The organism is Pseudoclavibacter sp. JAI123 (genome assembly GCF_013409665.1).
In the GTDB taxonomy this organism is placed as follows: domain Bacteria; phylum Actinomycetota; class Actinomycetes; order Actinomycetales; family Microbacteriaceae; genus Pseudoclavibacter.
In genome coordinates this window covers 2044654-2060566 of record NZ_JACCCM010000001.1, presented here as the reverse complement: position 1 = coordinate 2060566, position 15913 = coordinate 2044654, and the positions used below count along the sequence as shown (strand labels likewise).

The following is a 15913-nucleotide window of genomic DNA, read 5'->3' as shown; positions in this document are numbered from 1 at the left end:
TCGCTCGTCCAAGAGAGGAAACAGGTATCATCAGGACATGAACTTACTTACGGCCACTTCTGAATCTGCTTCCTACGACGCTGCGGGCGATCCGGTATTGCAGTGGGTAACAATCGGCATAGCCGCACTGGCAATCATTGGAACCATCCACACCGGATATAGGCAGCACAAAATGGCGTCGGAACTTTGGTTGCGTGGACAGCGCCGAGAGGCTTACGCGGAATTTGTATCGGTAGCAACCGAGATGGAAGCGATACTAAACAATATGCGACACAACCATGTGAGCAATAGACCGCCTGAGCACAAAGATAAAGATCTGCAACAGGAATACGCCGCCCTCATGAGGCGCGAAAAGCTCTGTGTGGCGAACATCGAACTAATAAGCAGTGAAAATGTAGTAAATGACGTAAAGTCTTACTCGGTGGGTAGGCGTAGACTTCGAACACTTGTAACTGAGGATGGATTCCCCGAATTCCAGAGTAAAGTATTCTTTGTCCTGAAACGCACCAAGAGAGACATGAGCCGCGAACTAGGCGCTACCAAGTCAAACTTCTGGAAAGAACTGAAACCCCGCTATCTCAAAGATAGATTCCTGGACTACAGAGACAAGCGCGCAAACCGCAAAGCCAGAAATGGCACTAGTAGCACCCGTGAAGGTAGGTAGTCTAAAGCTATGGATTTGTCATCTTTGATAGCGCCCGGTGCGCTTGGTAGCGTCATCATTGCCGCGTTGGCTGTCGCACTTCTCGCACGAGTGGAGTATTTAAACTCTTCGTTCAGACTGCGGAAGCGACTTAAAGAAGAGATGGATTTAGCAGACAAACTCCCAGGAAACGAAGATAAAGAGGAGCTACTGAGACTCATCAACCTCGACCTGAAAAGATACAACCTGAGCAGAAACCCAGAACGGAAGAGGAACAGGCGCATGTATTGGCGACCCTTGGTTGCAATGGCGCTTACTCTAGGCGGATACTTCATAAGCGATTTCGGATCACTCGTCGGAATTACCGATCCAGTCAGTCAGAACATTACTTATTTCCTAATATTCCTGAGTGCTCTCTTGCTGTTAAGCTCGCTATCTGGCGTCTGGAAGCGACAAGGAGAGATTAGGCGCGAGCTTGCGGACCTAAAGGAAGAAGCACGCGACCTACAAAACCGGAGTCGGGAAAACCGGTAAGACCGAGGGGCACAGACGCCGACCAGGAGCGCCACTCCCGAAGAGGAGCAGCGCCCTGATGCGGGCAAACCAAAAGCCCCAACGAAGAGAAGGAACCATGTCCAACCGTAAGTCCATACCGGTCGAAGTATCCCGGCAACTGTTCGAAGAGTCAGGCTACCGCTGCGCCGTTCCTGGTTGCCGCGAAACAGCAGCCTTGGACCGTGCATATATTGTGCCCCATGCTGAAACCGAGGACGACAGCTTCGAGAACCTAATCATCCTGTGTGCAGTCTGTCACCGACGCTATGACAGGAAAGAGATAGCACGTTCAGCCATCTTGAATTACAAGCAGAACCTTGCGGTCATGAACGGTAGGTACAACGACTTTGAGCGTCGCCTACTTGAGAGATTCGTAAGAAGCGGCCTCTCCAGCAGCGTTGAGCTGGACCACTCTGCAACCGTGGAACTCATGGTCCGCAACCTAGTTCGCGATGGAATGCTGTCCGTGACCGAGGGTCGCACCGACATGGAGCGTCTCGCGAACGGAACGATGGCTATGGTCCTTCCTTTCACGGTCACTAGCTCGGACCTCCCCCGCATTGACAACACAGGCGCGGAGCGCATCGGGGGGACAGATCACTACGCCCTCACCGAAGCTGGAAGACAGCTCGTCGCTCGGTGGTTTGGTGCCGAGCCGATCCTTGGTGAAGTGGGCTAGCTGTTGAGTACGTCGCAGAGGATCGCGCGTTGTGCGGTCTTGTGTGCGCCGTGAATCAGACCATATAGGTAATCGACAAGAAGAGCAGAGAATCGATATCCCCTGTGCCCCTCTCAAAGTGTTCACTTAGAAGTAGAAGATGACCGGCAGAATCTGACCATGGAGTTTTACCCAAGTGTCGTTGATTAGCCAGCCCGTGCCTGTCGTTTCGAGCGACCCGAGAACGAAGTCGATCATGGGGCCTACCTGTAGGTAAGAACCGTTATGGCCTGAGTGATCGCCACCAGCGCGAACGTTCGTCACCAGTGCATCGGTACTCGGTCCGTACTTGAGCGCCCAAGCTTCACCGTGAGTAGCAGGCACAACGGTTGTGTCTGCGTCTCCCCAAAGTTGCATGACGCGCATCTGCGACCAGTCAGCTAGTGGGAACTTCATCGGGTCATGACCGACAGAGGCAACGGCGAACGCCGCCTCGTCTCTTGTCGTGCCCGGAAGCCCATACGCGGCGTTCATATTCGCAAGGTCCGTCCCTCCCGCTACTCGGTAGCGTTCGGTCAGGTCTGTTGTTCCTGAGTTGATGATGAGAGCGACAACCAAGGGTGCGAAGTCTGAGTACAGCGCGAGCCAGTAGGCCACGAGGCCACCCATTGAGCGGCCCATTATACCATCAATAGACATGCACAATCAAGAGTTATTGCAAGATACTTCATGCGAATACCACTCGAACAGGACTCAAGGTTCAGAATGTAATCCCTTATCTTTGTCAGTGAAGTCATACGATGTTGTGTCATGCCGTAAGACTGCTCCGCTCTTACTGACCGTACACATGTAGTTATATGAACACCTAGTTAAGACAATGATGATTCATGCTGAAGTCAGTGCACCTAGTCAATACACACAATGAAACTTCGACCCCGAAGTACGATGATGCCACAAGAGCATGCAACAATGCAAGCATTATTCTTAGCCCTTATATTAATAGAGCAAACGAAGCCAACTCCCCCGATACGGGTTGATGCCTACCCCGAGGATGCCAGGGCCTTAGAACGGCTTACAGAAGGGACGAACAGCAACGGCGCTACCTTCGTGTCACTCTGGGCGCTACAAAGGTAGTGGCGACGAAAAGCCCCTCTCGTAGATAACGAGAGGGGCCTGGGAGCGGGGGCTAGTCCGTGCTGGGGACCCTGAAGATGAGGCCAGTCTCTCCCGCCGCCACAATCACCTGAGGGAAACGTTGCGCAAACACCGAGGAGACCTTCTGCACGTGCTCTGGACTTCCGGGCTCCACCCCCTCAACTGCGCTCATGAACTCCTCCGCTTCCTCTTCGGTGAGGTCAACACCCATTGGCTGGAATTGCTCCATAACCTCCTTAAGCTTTTCGCTCTTCTTTTCCTCAAGGCGGGCAACCAATGCCTTCGCCTCCTCCAGCTGAAGTCTGATGTTCTCGAGTTCTGGGTCGAAATACTCACTAGTCATGGGTGTTCCCTTCGTTGGGTTCATCTCGCTATGTCTCGACCATGCTAGCCAGCAGACGGGCGAGCCGCCGCCCCGGGGATTCATCCACAGCCGTCAACGTCGCCCGCAAGGGGGCTGTACGCTCTCCCGAACGGAGACCGTCCCCGCAACAGGCAGAAGGTGGAAACTGAGACACGCGCGCGTGCATCCTGCCCCACTTTGTCTCTTCCCCGATGCGGAGCTGCAGGTCATGATGCGCGACGGCGTCGTCGTCCGGTTCGGTCACGCCTGCGCAGTCGCGTATGCGTCCGTCGCCGACCGGCTGGCCCCGGACGACCGAGCCGCATCGCTCGCGCCACTCGTGACAGGAACCTCTGCGGTGGGTGGCGCCTCAGCCGTCTGGGTGCACGCGGGCGGACCTGCGCCGTCGGAGCTCACCATCTCCACGCAGCGTGGAGCGCGTCCGCCCAAGCAGCATCTCGCTGGCGTCCGCTATCGCTCCACCGCTCCGCCAGACGCTGCGGTCCGCCTCGTCGGAGGCGTGCGGGTCGTCGTGCCGTGGCTGGCGCTGGTCGATCTGCTGCACGACCCGGCAGCCGACCAGGCGACCATCGATCTTGCCGTGAGGACGTTTGAACTGGATCCCGTCGAACTGCTTGCGACCCACGTCACGCTGCGCCGGCCGTTCGCGGCCCTGGCGAGGAGACGTGCGACGTTGGCGATGGCTGCTACTGGGTCTTGACCCGGTAGACGTCGTAGACGCCGTCGATGCGACGCACGGCGTTCAGCACCCGGTCGAGGTGCGTCGTGTCGCCCATCTGGAACGAGAACTTGCTGATCGCGAGGCGCGCCTTCGAGGTGTGCACCGTCGCCGAGAGGATGTTCACGTGGTGCTCGCTCAGCACCCGCGTGACGTCGCTCAGCAAGCCAGACCTGTCGAGCGCCTCGACCTGTATGTTGACGAGGAACACACTCGACGAGCTCGGAGCCCACTGGACTTCGATCATCCGCTCCGGCTCGCGGAGCAGGCTCGCCACGTTGTTGCAGTCGGCTCGGTGCACCGAGACGCCCTGCCCACGCGTGACGAAGCCGAGGATCTCGTCACCCGGAACCGGCGTGCAGCACTTGGCGACCTTGACGAGGATGTCGGGCGCGCCGCGGACGAGCACCCCGGAGTCGCTCGTGGTCGGGATGGTGGTGCCGGGCGTGAACTGCGGCGCCTCATCGGCGGCCGGGACGTCCTGCTCCTGCCGAAGCGCGGCCTGCAGCTTCTCCATGACGGATTGCGTCGAGACGTGGCCGTCGCCGACGGCCGCGTAGAGGGCGGTCACGTCGAGGTAGCGGAGGTTGGAGGCGACCGACGAGAACGCCTCCTGGACATGGTCCTTGTTGAGCGGGAGGCCCGCCTTGCGGAGTGCCTTCGCGACGGAGTCCTTGCCCTGCTCGATCGCCTCGTCGCGGCGCTCCTTCGAGAACCACTGCCTGATCTTGTTCTTCGCCCTGGCGCTCGCGACGAACGTCAGCCAGTCCTGCTTCGGTCCCGCGTCCGGGTTCTTCGAGGTGAACACCTCGACGACATCGCCGTTCTGCAGTTTCGAGTCGAGCGGGAGGAGCCGCCCGTTGACCTTCGCGCCCATCGTCCGGTGACCGACGTCGGTGTGGATGGCGTACGCGAAGTCGACGGGTGTCGCCCCTGCGCTGAGACCGATGACCTTGCCCTGCGGTGTGAAGACGTAGACCTCCTTCGCGCCGAGGTCGAAGCGCAGCGAGTCGAGGAACTCCCCCGGGTCCGTCGTCTCCTGCTGCCAGTCGCTGAGGTGCTTGAGCCAGGCCATCTCGGTCTGGGTCTCATCCGCCTTGTCCTGCTTGCCCGACTGGGCGTTCTGCTTGTACATCCAGTGCGCCGCGACACCGAACTCGGCGCGGCGGTGCATCTCGACGGTGCGGATCTGGATTTCGACCGGCTTGCCGTCCGGCCCAATGACCGTCGTGTGCAGCGACTGGTAGAGGTTGAACTTGGGCGTCGCGATGTAGTCCTTGAACCTGCCGGGCATCGGCGTCCACCTGGCGTGGATCGCTCCCAGCACGCCGTAGCAGTCGCGGACCGAGTCGACGATGAGTCGGATCGCGGTGAGGTCATAGATCTCGTCGAAGTCCCGCCCGCGGACGATCATCTTCTGGTAGATCGAGTAGAGCTCCTTAGGCCGCCCGTAGACGTCGCCGCGCATCTTCAGCTGGCGGAGGTCCGACTGCACCTCGGCGATGACCCGCTGGACGTACTTCTCGCGCTCCGGCTGTCGGTGGGCGACGAGGTTCTTGATCTCTGAGTAGATCTTGGGGTTGATGACGGCGAACGAGAGGTCCTCGAGCTCGTTCTTCATCGCCTGGATGCCCATCCGGTGCGCGAGGGGCGCGTAGATCTCCAGGGTCTCCTTGGCCTTGCTCTTCGCCTTCTCCGGCGACATGAAACCCCAGGTGCGGGCGTTGTGGAGACGGTCGGCGAGCTTGATCACGAGGACGCGGATGTCCTTCGACATCGCGACGACCATCTTCCGCACGGTCTCCGCCTGCGCGTTGTCGCCGTACTTGACCTTGTCGAGCTTGGTGACCCCGTCGACGAGCATCGCGATCTCGTCTCCGAAATCGGAGCGGAGCTCATCGAGCGTGTACTCCGTGTCCTCGACCGTGTCGTGGAGGAGGGCCGCTGCCACGGTGATCGAGCCGATGCCGAGGTCGGCGAGGATCTTGGCGACGGCGACCGGGTGCGTGATGTACGGCTCGCCGCTGCGTCGGAACTGCCCCTCGTGCGCGTCCTTCGCGACCTCGTAGGCGCGTTGCACGAGCGCGGTGTTGGCGCGTGGGTCGTGCTTCCTGAGCGCTTTCAGGATCGGCTCGAGAACATGCACAGGCTGCTTCGCGAACATTCTCGGCATTCGCCAGCGCAGCGAGGAAACTTCGCTCATGCAGCACCTCCATATGCATCATCACCCTGGCCTGCGTGGATACGCGGACCAGGGTGATGACAAGTTATCACCGTGCGGACGGTCGTCAGGACGCCGATGCCTTGGATGCCGTCTCGGGCTCTTCCGCGGAGTCGGTCGTGTCGTCGGCCGGGTCGGTCTCGGTCCCGTCGACATCCTTCCTGGCACGTGCACGGGCCGCGAGGATGCGCTTGTCCGTGCGTGCGATCTCGGGCTCGCGCGAGCGGAGTGCCGCGTAGAGCGGGCCGGCGACGAAGATCGTCGAGAGGGCCCCGACGAAGATCCCGATGAACAGCGCGAGTGCGATGTCGCGCAGCGTGCCTGCTCCCATGAGGAAGGCGCCAATGAAGAGGATCGCTCCGACGGGCAGCAGCGCGACCACCGACGTGTTGATCGAACGCACGAGGGTCTGGTTGATGGCGAGGTTCACGAGCTCGCCGAACGTCCTCGAGGACTCCGCGTTGTAGTCCTCGGCGTTCTCACGGATCTTGTCGAAGACCACGACGGTGTCGTAGAGCGAGTAGCCGAGGATCGTGAGGAAGCCGATGACCGCGGCTGGCGTGACCTCGACGCCGGTGACGGCGTAGACGCCGGCCGTCACGACCAGGTCGTGGGCGAGGGCGACGAGCGCGGCGATGGACATCTTCCAGGTGCGGAAGTACAGCGACATGAGGATGGCGGCGATCGCGACGAAGACGCCGAGGCCGATCACCATCTGCCTGGTGATGTCCTGGCCCCAGGATGGTCCGATGGTGGACAGGTTGACGTCCTCGACAGGCACGGAGTAGGCCTCGGCGAGCTGCGCGCGCAGCTCGGTGTTGGCTTCCTCGGACAGGGAGTCCGTCTGCACGCGGATGCCGCCGTCGCCGAGCACGGCCACCTTGGCGGGTGTCGGCGTGAACTCGGCCGCCGCCGTGATGGCTGGCTCCTGTTCGTCGGTCGCCGGCTGCGAGACCAGGAACTCCGAGCCGCCGGTGAACTCGATGCCGAGCTCGAGGCCGCCGCGCAGGATCGGCACGAGGATCGAGATGAGGACGGCGATTCCGGCGATGGAGAACCAGATCTTCCGCCGGCCGACGAAGTCGAACGAGCGCTCTCCGGTGTACAGATCGTTGCCGAGCGTCTGGAACTTGCTCATCAGGCCTTCTCCCCATTGCTCGTCGTCGACGTCTGTTCAGCGCTGGACGAGCCGGCGGCCACCAGGTCGTCGCCACCGCCCTGCTTCGCTGCCTCCGCCTTGCGTTCGGCGAGGGTCTGGCGCTTGGTCGCTTCTCGGGTCGCGCCGCGCTTCTTCTGCTCCGGCGTGCGGAACGTTCCGCGGCCGCGGTACACGGCGCCGAGGGAGCGGGGGTCGAGGCCGGATGCCGGGTGCCCGTCCGCGAAGAACGAGGTGCGCGCCAGGAGCCGCATGAGCGGGTGGGTGAAGAGGGTGACGACGACGATGTCGATGATGGTCGTGATACCGAGCGTCAGTGCGAAGCCGCGCACGTTGCCGACGGCGACGAACAGCAGGACGATCGCGACGAGGAAGTTCACCGCGTCGGAGGCGAGGATCGTGCGAATCGCGCGCGTCCATCCGCCTTCGACTGCGGAGACGAGCCCCTTGCCGTCTCTCAGCTCGTCCTTGATGCGTTCGAAGTACACGATGAACGAGTCCGCCGTGATGCCGATGGCGACGATGAGGCCCGCGACACCCGCGAGCGAGAGCCGGTACCCCTCTTGGTTGGAGAGATAGGTGACCACGATGTAGGTGAAGGCTGCCGCGATGACGAGTGAGGCCACAGTGACGAGCCCGAGCGTTCGGTACTGGAAGAGCGAGTAGACGACGACGGCGGCGAGGCCGATGAGGCCGGCGATGAGGCCGTTCACGAGCTGCGAGCTTCCCAGCGTGGCCGAGATGGTGGAGGTGGACTGCGCGACGAAGTTGAAGGGCAGCGCGCCGAACTTCAGCTGGTCGGCAAGCGCCTTCGCGCTCTCCTCGTTGAAGTTGCCCGAGATCTGCGGCTTGCCGTCGGTGATCGCGGCGTTGGTGGTCGGGGCGACGATGACCTGGTTGTCGAGCGTCACGGCGAACCTGTTCTGGTTCTCGGTGAGGCCGACGAGACGCTCGGTGACCGCGGCGAACTCCTGGGTGCCCTGCGCGTCGAACTCGATGTTCACGGCCCACTGGTTCGTGGTGGCGCCGGTACTCGTCGTGGTGAGACCGCTGGTGGCGTCAGCGATGCGCTCTCCGGTGACCTCGACGGGGCCAAGGACGTACTTCTCCGTGCCCGTGTCGTCGCACGTGATGAGCGGCTGGGTCGGATCGATGTCGGCGGCCGGCGCGAGGTCGGCGCAGTTGAACTGCACGAAGTCGACGTACATCTGCTCGGTGACCCAGTTGAGGTCGCTCGCGTCCGTCGGCTCCGCGGTCGGCGTCGTCGAGAGCTCCTCAGGCAGCTGGTCTGCGGGGATGGCCTGCGTGTTCGCAGCCTGGTCGGCGACGAGCACGGCGCGGAACTCGAGCTTGGCCGAGTTCTCGATGCGGTCACGGGTGAGCTGGTCCATCTCGCCGGGAACGGAGACGACGATGTTTCGTCCGCCCTGCGTGGTGATCTCGGCCTCGGAGACACCGGAGGCGTCGATGCGCTGACGGATGATGGAGACCGCCTGCTGCATCTGCTCAGATGACGGGTCGGCCTGCCCCTCTGGAAGCTGAGCGGCGAGCACCACCTGGGTGCCACCCTCGAGGTCGAGCGCGAGGCGCGGGGTCCACTGACCGCCCTGCGTGGCGACGGCCAGCCAGTTGAGGCCCACGAGGGCAAGGATGAGGATCAGGAGCCACGTGAGCGTGCGCCAGGCGCGCTGGACGATGCCAGCACCCCGACCACGACGCGCCGATGACGTTGTCGACTTCGCCAAGAGAGTTCTGCCTTCTGACCTCAAGACGAGGCCCGTGCGTGAGAGGTGAGGGAGTCGCCTACGCCTTGTTGGTGTTGGGTCCGGACTCGGAGCCGTTGTCGCCGTCGCGGCGGTCTGCGTCCGCGGCGTCGCGGTGCTCGGGCTCCGTGGCGGGGAACTCTTCCACCGTCTCCTCGACGGAGAGCGCGGAGGCGTCGTCCGGGACGGACGGGGTGAGGATGTTCGCGATCGTCATCGAGTGGACGCGGAGGCGCGTGCCGGGCTCGGACTCGATCGTCGTGAAGTTGTTGTCCTCGTCGATGTCGACGATGGTGCCGTACACGCCGCTCTGCGTCATGACGTCTGCGCCGATGACGGCGCTGCTGCGCATCTCCTGCTGCTGCTGGGTCCTCTTCTTGTTGCTGCGCCACATGAAGAAGATCATGACGCCGAGGAGGACGAGGGGAAGAAGGAGCGTGAGATCCATATGTGGGTGCCTTTCTGGCAGTCCGTACTACGACTATGCACGCCCGGAACGACGGCAAACGCATCTAGTGTACGTCGCGGTCGTGCGGATGTCGCTCAGCCAGTGATCGAAGGTTGGCGGGAGGACTAGATATCGAGGCGGGGCCCCTGCGGCACGGCGCCGCCCGGCAGCGCCCGGCCGAGGTGCGCGTAGGCCTGCTGCGTGGCGACGCGGCCCCGCTGCGTTCGCGTGACGAGTCCCGTGCGGACGAGGAACGGCTCGACGACGCTCTCGACCGTTTCTGCTTCCTCGCCGACGGAGACGGCGAGCGACTTGACGCCGACCGGTCCCCCGGCGAAGCGATCGATGAGCGCCTGCAGGACGGCCCGGTCGAGCCTGTCGAGGCCAAGCGCATCCACGTCGTAGACGAGCAGCGCGTGCTGCACGGCCTGCTCGTCTGCATCGGTCTCGTGGACCAGCGCGTAGTCGCGGACTCGCCGCAGGAGCCGGTTCGCGATTCGGGGCGTTCCCCGACTGCGGGTCGCGATCTCGGCGAGCGCCGCGTCGTCGACCCGGAGATCGAGGAGGCGAGCCGCGCGCGCGAGGACACGCTCGAGCTCCCCGTCCTCGTAGAACTCGAGGTGGGCGGTGAAGCCGAAGCGGTCTCGGAGCGGGTTCGGCAGGAGTCCGGCGCGGGTGGTGGCGCCGATGACGGTGAAGGGGGCGAGCTCGAGGGGCACGCTGGTCGCCCCGGCCCCCTTGCCGACCATGATGTCGATCCGGAAGTCCTCCATCGCGAGGTACAGCATCTCCTCGGCGGTGCGCGCCATCCGATGGATCTCGTCGATGAAGAGCAGCTCGCCGGGCACGAGGCTCGAAAGCACGGCCGCGAGGTCGCCGGCATGCTGGAGGGCCGGGCCGCTCGTGAGGCGGATGGGCTGCCCCGTCTCCTCCGCGACGATGAGGGCGAGCGTCGTCTTTCCGAGTCCCGGGGGGCCGGCCAGCAGGATGTGGTCGGGCGTCCGGCTCTGCATGGCCGCTGCCTTGAGCAGGAGCTCGAGCTGCACGCGAACCTTCGCCTGGCCGACGAACTCGGCGAGGTTCGCGGGACGAAGCGCCCCCTCGAAGGCGATCTCCGCCTCTGATTCCGGTGACTCGGGGATGCGCGAGACGTCGGTCACGAGCGGCTCCCCGCGGGGCCGAGGAGCTTCAGCGTCGCGCGCAGCAGCGCTGCGACGTCAGGGTCCTCACCGTCGAGCGCCTTCGCGGCGTCTTCGACCGCGGGAGCCGCCTGGCGTTCCGCGTAGCCGAGGCCGAGCAGCGCCTCGACGACGTCGCGGCGCAGTGCCGCCGAACCATTCTGGCCGACTGGCTCGCCAGCCGCAGGACTCGGGGAGAGGGCGAGAGCGATCTTGCCGGCGAGGGAGAGGATGATGAGCTTGGCCGTCTTGGGGCCGATGCCGCTCACCGCGGTGAAGGCCTTGACGTCCTCCTCGGCGACGGCGCGTGCGACCTGCTCCGGCTCGAGGTGCGCGAGCACTCCGAGCGCCGACTTCGGTCCGACGCCGGTCACCGTGATGAGGTGCTCGAAGATCTCGAGCTCCTCGGGTCGCTGGAAGCCGTACAGGGTCCACGCGTCCTCGCGCACGACGAGGTGCGTGCGCACCAGCACCTCGGCGTCCAGGCGCAGCTGGAGTGCGTGGGCCGGAGTCACGAAGACCTGGTAGCCGACACCGGCGGCCTCGATCGTGACCGTGGTGGCGGTTCGGTACAGCACCTGGCCGCGGAGGGAAGCAATCACCGGTCTACCGTACGCGGCGGCCGCGAGTTTTCGCGGCACGCTCGGCGGCGAGCCACGCGCTCTGCGCCGCCGTCGGCGCATCAGGCGTGCGCCCGGCAGCTGCTGAGGCTCGCCGGGGCGGTGCCGCCTCGGCAGCGCTGCCCGCGGCGGCTCCCAGCGGGGTCTTCCAGGCCGAGCAGATGGCGAGGGCCAGCGCATCGGCCGCGTCGGCGGGCTTGGGGATGTCGTCCAGGCGCAGGATGCGCTGCACCATCGTGCCGACCTGCTTCTTCTCGGCGGATCCGTAGCCGGTGACTGCCGCCTTCACCTCCGAGGGAGTGTGCAGGGCGGCCGCGATGCCCCGGCGCTCGGCGGCGACGAGCACGACCCCGGAGATCTGGGCGACACCCATGACGCTCGGAAGGTTCTGCTGCGCGAAGACGCGCTCGAGCGCGATGGCATCGGGCGTGTACTCGTCGAGGATCGCCTCGATGCCGTCGGCGAGGAGCCGGAGGCGCCGTGGCAGCTCGTCAGCAGGTGATGACGTGACGACCGAGACGTGCACGAACTCGACCCGCTGTCGCCCGTGCACGTCGACGATGCCGAGGCCGCAGCGGGTGAGACCCGGATCGATGCCCAGGATGCGCCGCGGCACTCGGACTACTCGTCGTCTTCCGAGAGCTGCTGCTGCACCTCTGGCGACACGTCGATGTTGGTGAAGATGTTCTGCACGTCGTCGCTGTCCTCGAGGGCGTCGACGAGGCGGAAGACCTTGCGTGCGGTCTCAGCGTCGGCCTCGACCTTGACGTTCGGGACGAACTCGGCGTCCGCGGAGTCGTAGTCGATGCCGGCGGCCTGCAGGGCCGCGCGTGCGCCGACCATCTCGCTCGCCTCGGTGCGGATCTCGAACACGTGTCCGTGGTCGATGACCTCTTCGGCGCCAGCGTCGAGGACGACCTCGAGGATGTCGTCCTCGGTGGGCGTCTCCTCGTGCGGGACGACGATGACGCCCTTGCGCTCGAAGTTGAAGGCGACCGAGCCCGGGTCTGCCATGTTCCCGCCGTTGCGGCTCATGGCGGTGCGCACCTCGGCGGCTGCCCGGTTCTTGTTGTCGGTCAGACACTCGATGAGGAGCGCGATGCCTCCGGGGCCGTAGCCCTCGTACATGATGGTCGTGTAGTCGATCGATTCGCCGGTCAGACCCGCCCCGCGCTTGACTGCGCGGTTGATGTTGTCGATCGGGACGCTGGTCTTCTTCGCCTTCTGGATCGCGTCGGCCAGCGTGGGGTTTCCTGCGACGTCAGCGCCGCCGATCTTGGCGGCGACCTCGATGTTCTTGATGAGCTTGGCGAACGACTTCGCGCGGCGCGAGTCGATGATGGCCTTCTTGTGCTTCGTCGTCGCCCACTTGGAGTGTCCGGACATGTGTTCTCCGTTGTTCTCGCGCGTCTCGCCGGAGGCGGGCGCCTGCTTCTGATCGTGTGCGCGCCGACACCGTTGCCCAAGAATCGGGACACGACCGGTCGTCGTCGGCGCGCGGTCTGTCCCCAGTTTACTCGTGCTCCTGGGCTGCGCCTGCTCGAGGCGAGCCGGCTTACGCGTGCTCTGGCCAGGCTCCGGCCAGGAAGACCGCCAGTGCGCGTTCGAGGGCTTCGATGTCGGCGATGGCCGCCAGCTCGCGTGCCGAGTGCATGGAGAGGATGGGGATGCCGACGTCGACGGTCGAGATGCCCAGCCTGGTGGCTGAGATCGGGCCGATGGTCGAGCCGCACGGCAGCGCGTTGTTGGAGACGAACGGCTGCACGGCGACGCCCGCGTTCTGGCAGACGCCGTGCCAGAGCGCGCTCCCCCTGGCATCGGTCGCGTACCGCTGGTTCGCGTTCAGCTTGAGGAGCGTGCCTCGTCCCGCGATGGGCCGGGATTCGTCGTCGTGCTTCTCCGGGTAGTTCGGGTGCACGCTGTGGCCGAGGTCGCTGGAGACGAGCCACGAGGCTGCGAGCGCGCGCCGCTGCTGCGCGGGTCCAGCGCCGAGTCCCTCCTGGATGCGTGCGAGGACGTCGCCGAGGAAGGGACCTGCCGCTCCGGACCGGCTCGCGGACCCGACTTCTTCGTGATCGAACGCCGCGATGACGGGGATCACGCCGTTCGGGACCGTCTCGACGAGTGCGGTCGTGGCCGCGTGGACGCTGACGAGGTTGTCGAGGCGAGCGCCGGCGAACAGCGCCTCTCCATGGCCGAAGAGCTGCGCTTCCTGCGCGTCGGCGAGGAAGAGGTCGAAGCCGGCGATCGTCTCCGGATCCACGCCCGCGCTCTCTGCGAGAGCCGCTACGACGCCGCCCGCCGCCTCGAGCCCGAGCACGGGGTGCGTGTGCCGTTGCGGGTCGAGGACAAGGCCGCGCTCGTTCACTCCCCTGTCGAGGTGGATGGCGAGCTGCGGGATGCGCGCGATGGGTCCCGAGGCCGCGAGCACCGTCGTGCCGTCGGCGAGCGCGAGACGTCCCGCGACTCGAAGCTCGCGGTCGAGCCAGGAGTTGAGCAGCGGACCGCCGTAGACCTCGACCTCGAGGCGCTGCCAGCCGTGCGCTGACGATTCGGGGGTCGGCTTGACCTTGAACCCGGGCGAGTCGGTGTGCGCTCCCACGATCGCGAACGGTGTCGTCGGAGTGGTGGATGCTGGGACGCGCCAGGCGATGACGGCGCCGTCACGCACGACGACGTACCCACCTGCGTCCTGCGGCCATTCCTCACGCTCGTCGAGGGAGGTGAAGCCCGCGTCCTCGAGCCGCCTGGCCACCTCAGCCGCCGCATGGAAGGACGACGGTGCGTCGCGGATGAAGGCGGCGAGCGAATCGCTGACCTGCTTGCTTCGCGCGGCTCTGCTCGGTCGGCGTCTCGCCATATTCGTCTCCTGGCTTCTCTCGAGTCGATGCGTGAATAGGTGTGGTCAGGCGGCGTGATCGGCGACGCGATCCAGGAAGTACCTGTGGAACCGTGTTTCGCCGTTCATCTCCGGGTGGAACGAGGTGCCGAGCAGGTTCCCCTGCGACACTGCCACCACGCGGCCGTCCGGCAGCGCGGCCATGATCCTGGCTCGGTCGCCGACGGCGTCCACGACCGGGCCGCGGATGAACGTGGCATGAACCGCTGGCCCGCCCAGTTCGGGAACCTCGAGTTCGGTCTCGAACGACTGGTTCTGCGACCCGAAGGCGTTCCTGCGGACGGTGACGTCGAGCCCGCCGAAGCTCCGCTGCCCGTCGATGGCGTCGAGCACGGTGTCTGCGAGCATGATGAGCCCGGCGCAGGTGCCGAGCACCGGCATCCCGGACGCGATCCGCTCCTTGATGGGCTCAGCGATGTCGAAGATGCGCGAGAGCTTGTCGATGACGCTCGATTCCCCACCGGGGATGACGAGACCGGCGACGGTTTCGAGCTGCGCGGGAGTGCGGACGAGCACGACCTCGGCGCCGAGGTCCGTGAGCACCTGCTGGTGCTCACGGACGTCGCCTTGCAGCGCCAGGACGCCGACCGTGGGAGCTGCCAACGACCTGCTACCAGCCGCGCTCAGCGAGGCGGTGCGGGGCAGCCAGGTCGGAGACGTTGATGCCGACCATGGCCTCGCCGAGCCCGCGCGAGGCTGCCGCGATGACGGCGGGGTCGTCGAACGCGGTGGTCGCCTTGACGATCGCCGCCGCTCGCTGGGCGGGGTTGCCCGACTTGAAGATGCCTGAGCCGACGAAGACGCCGTCGGCGCCGAGCTGCATCATCATGGCGGCGTCGGCCGGGGTGGCGACGCCTCCCGCCGTGAAGAGCACAACCGGCAGCTTGCCGGTCTCGGCGATCTCTCGGACGAGCTCGTACGGCGCCTGCAGCTCCTTGGCCGCGACGTAGAGCTCGTCACGCGTCATTGAGGTTAGGGACGCGACCTCGCCGCGGATCTTTCGGATGTGCTTCGTCGCCTCGGAGACGTCTCCCGTGCCGGCCTCGCCCTTGGAGCGGATCATCGCGGCACCCTCGTTGATGCGACGCAGGGCCTCGCCGAGGTTCGTGGCGCCGCAGACGAAGGGCGTCGTGAACTGCCACTTGTCGATGTGGTTCACGTAGTCAGCAGGGCTCAGCACCTCGGACTCGTCGATGTAGTCGACGTCGAGGGCCTGCAGCACCTGTGCCTCGACGAAGTGCCCGATGCGGGCCTTCGCCATGACGGGGATGGAGACCTCGGCGATGATGCTCTCGATGAGGTCCGGGTCGCTCATGCGCGCGACGCCGCCCTGTGCGCGGATGTCCGCAGGAACGCGCTCGAGCGCCATGACGGCGACGGCGCCAGCGTCCTCGGCGATGCGAGCCTGCTCGGCGGTGACGACGTCCATGATCACGCCGCCCTTGAGCATTTCGGCAAGTCCGCGCTTGACGCGGTTGGAGCCGACGGTTCCGTCGGCGCCGACAGAGGTGGCAGTGCGTTCGCTCATGATGTCC

17 protein-coding genes are annotated in these 15913 nt (G+C 64.8%); 4 read left to right on the top strand and 13 right to left on the bottom strand.

Going from position 1 to position 15913, the window contains the following annotated elements:
- Positions 1–37: 37 nt before the first annotated feature.
- The 3 genes from HDC34_RS09660 (at position 38) to HDC34_RS09650 (ending at position 1877) form a co-directional block, all read left to right on the top strand.
- Positions 38–664, top strand: a complete 627-nt coding sequence (locus tag HDC34_RS09660) for a hypothetical protein (protein ID WP_179556703.1) — start codon at positions 38–40, stop codon at positions 662–664.
- Between the two features lie 9 nt (positions 665–673).
- Entirely contained in the window at positions 674–1177 is a 504-nt protein-coding gene (locus HDC34_RS09655) for a hypothetical protein (RefSeq protein ID WP_179556702.1), read from the top strand.
- A gap of 97 nt (positions 1178–1274) precedes the next feature.
- A complete protein-coding gene (locus tag HDC34_RS09650; RefSeq protein WP_179556701.1) occupies positions 1275–1877 on the top strand; it encodes an HNH endonuclease signature motif containing protein in 603 nt (200 codons plus the stop codon).
- A gap of 126 nt (positions 1878–2003) precedes the next feature.
- Here the strand turns inward: HDC34_RS09650 and HDC34_RS09645 are convergent, their stop codons facing one another.
- Both HDC34_RS09645 and HDC34_RS09640 read right to left on the bottom strand, forming a co-directional pair.
- The gene (locus HDC34_RS09645) at positions 2004–2513 is read right to left on the bottom strand and encodes a hypothetical protein (RefSeq protein WP_179556700.1); all 510 of its coding nucleotides are present in this window, start codon (positions 2511–2513) and stop codon (positions 2004–2006) included.
- Positions 2514–3042: 529 nt separating this feature from the next.
- Entirely contained in the window at positions 3043–3378 is a 336-nt protein-coding gene (locus HDC34_RS09640; protein ID WP_179556699.1) for a hypothetical protein, read from the bottom strand.
- A 157-nt stretch (positions 3379–3535) separates the two neighbouring features.
- On the opposite strand from HDC34_RS09640, the gene HDC34_RS09635 reads away from it, so the two are divergent.
- On the top strand, positions 3536–4075 hold the full coding sequence (locus HDC34_RS09635; RefSeq protein WP_179556698.1) for a hypothetical protein: 540 nt from the start codon (positions 3536–3538) through the stop codon (positions 4073–4075).
- Here HDC34_RS09635 and HDC34_RS09630 read toward each other — a convergent pair.
- The 11 genes from HDC34_RS09630 to pdxS all read right to left on the bottom strand — a co-directional run bounded on the left by HDC34_RS09630 (position 4062) and on the right by pdxS (position 15906).
- The gene (locus HDC34_RS09630) at positions 4062–6296 is read right to left on the bottom strand and encodes a bifunctional (p)ppGpp synthetase/guanosine-3',5'-bis(diphosphate) 3'-pyrophosphohydrolase (RefSeq protein ID WP_179556697.1); all 2235 of its coding nucleotides are present in this window, start codon (positions 6294–6296) and stop codon (positions 4062–4064) included. The two genes, HDC34_RS09635 and HDC34_RS09630, sit on opposite strands and share 14 nt — an antisense overlap.
- An 85-nt stretch (positions 6297–6381) precedes the next feature.
- On the bottom strand, positions 6382–7452 hold the full coding sequence (secF, locus tag HDC34_RS09625; RefSeq protein WP_179556696.1) for a protein translocase subunit SecF: 1071 nt from the start codon (positions 7450–7452) through the stop codon (positions 6382–6384).
- Complete coding sequence (gene secD / locus HDC34_RS09620) at positions 7452–9215, bottom strand: protein translocase subunit SecD (RefSeq protein WP_218854940.1); 1764 nt, start codon at positions 9213–9215, stop codon at positions 7452–7454. The genes secF and secD overlap by 1 nt, the downstream gene beginning before the upstream one ends.
- A gap of 58 nt (positions 9216–9273) precedes the next feature.
- Positions 9274–9681, bottom strand: coding sequence for a preprotein translocase subunit YajC (yajC, locus tag HDC34_RS09615; RefSeq protein WP_179556695.1), 408 nt, complete (start codon positions 9679–9681; stop codon positions 9274–9276).
- Between the two features lie 125 nt (positions 9682–9806).
- Complete coding sequence (gene ruvB / locus HDC34_RS09610) at positions 9807–10841, bottom strand: Holliday junction branch migration DNA helicase RuvB (protein WP_104311981.1); 1035 nt, start codon at positions 10839–10841, stop codon at positions 9807–9809.
- Positions 10838–11461 (bottom strand): Holliday junction branch migration protein RuvA, encoded by a 624-nt coding sequence (gene ruvA, locus HDC34_RS09605; protein ID WP_151423516.1) that lies wholly within the window; start codon positions 11459–11461, stop codon positions 10838–10840. Before ruvA ends, ruvB begins: the two co-directional genes overlap by 4 nt.
- Positions 11462–11465: 4 nt before the next feature.
- Positions 11466–12095 (bottom strand): crossover junction endodeoxyribonuclease RuvC, encoded by a 630-nt coding sequence (ruvC, locus tag HDC34_RS09600; RefSeq protein WP_179556694.1) that lies wholly within the window; start codon positions 12093–12095, stop codon positions 11466–11468.
- A gap of 5 nt (positions 12096–12100) precedes the next feature.
- On the bottom strand, positions 12101–12865 hold the full coding sequence (locus tag HDC34_RS09595; RefSeq protein WP_104311984.1) for a YebC/PmpR family DNA-binding transcriptional regulator: 765 nt from the start codon (positions 12863–12865) through the stop codon (positions 12101–12103).
- A gap of 169 nt (positions 12866–13034) precedes the next feature.
- Positions 13035–14339 carry a M18 family aminopeptidase gene (locus HDC34_RS09590; RefSeq protein ID WP_179556693.1) on the bottom strand — a complete coding sequence of 435 codons (1305 nt, stop codon included), beginning with the start codon at positions 14337–14339 and terminating at the stop codon, positions 13035–13037.
- A gap of 45 nt (positions 14340–14384) precedes the next feature.
- Entirely contained in the window at positions 14385–14981 is a 597-nt protein-coding gene (gene pdxT / locus HDC34_RS09585; protein WP_179556692.1) for a pyridoxal 5'-phosphate synthase glutaminase subunit PdxT, read from the bottom strand.
- Positions 14982–14988: 7 nt separating this feature from the next.
- Positions 14989–15906 (bottom strand): pyridoxal 5'-phosphate synthase lyase subunit PdxS, encoded by a 918-nt coding sequence (pdxS, locus tag HDC34_RS09580; protein ID WP_179556691.1) that lies wholly within the window; start codon positions 15904–15906, stop codon positions 14989–14991.
- Positions 15907–15913: the final 7 nt, after the last annotated feature.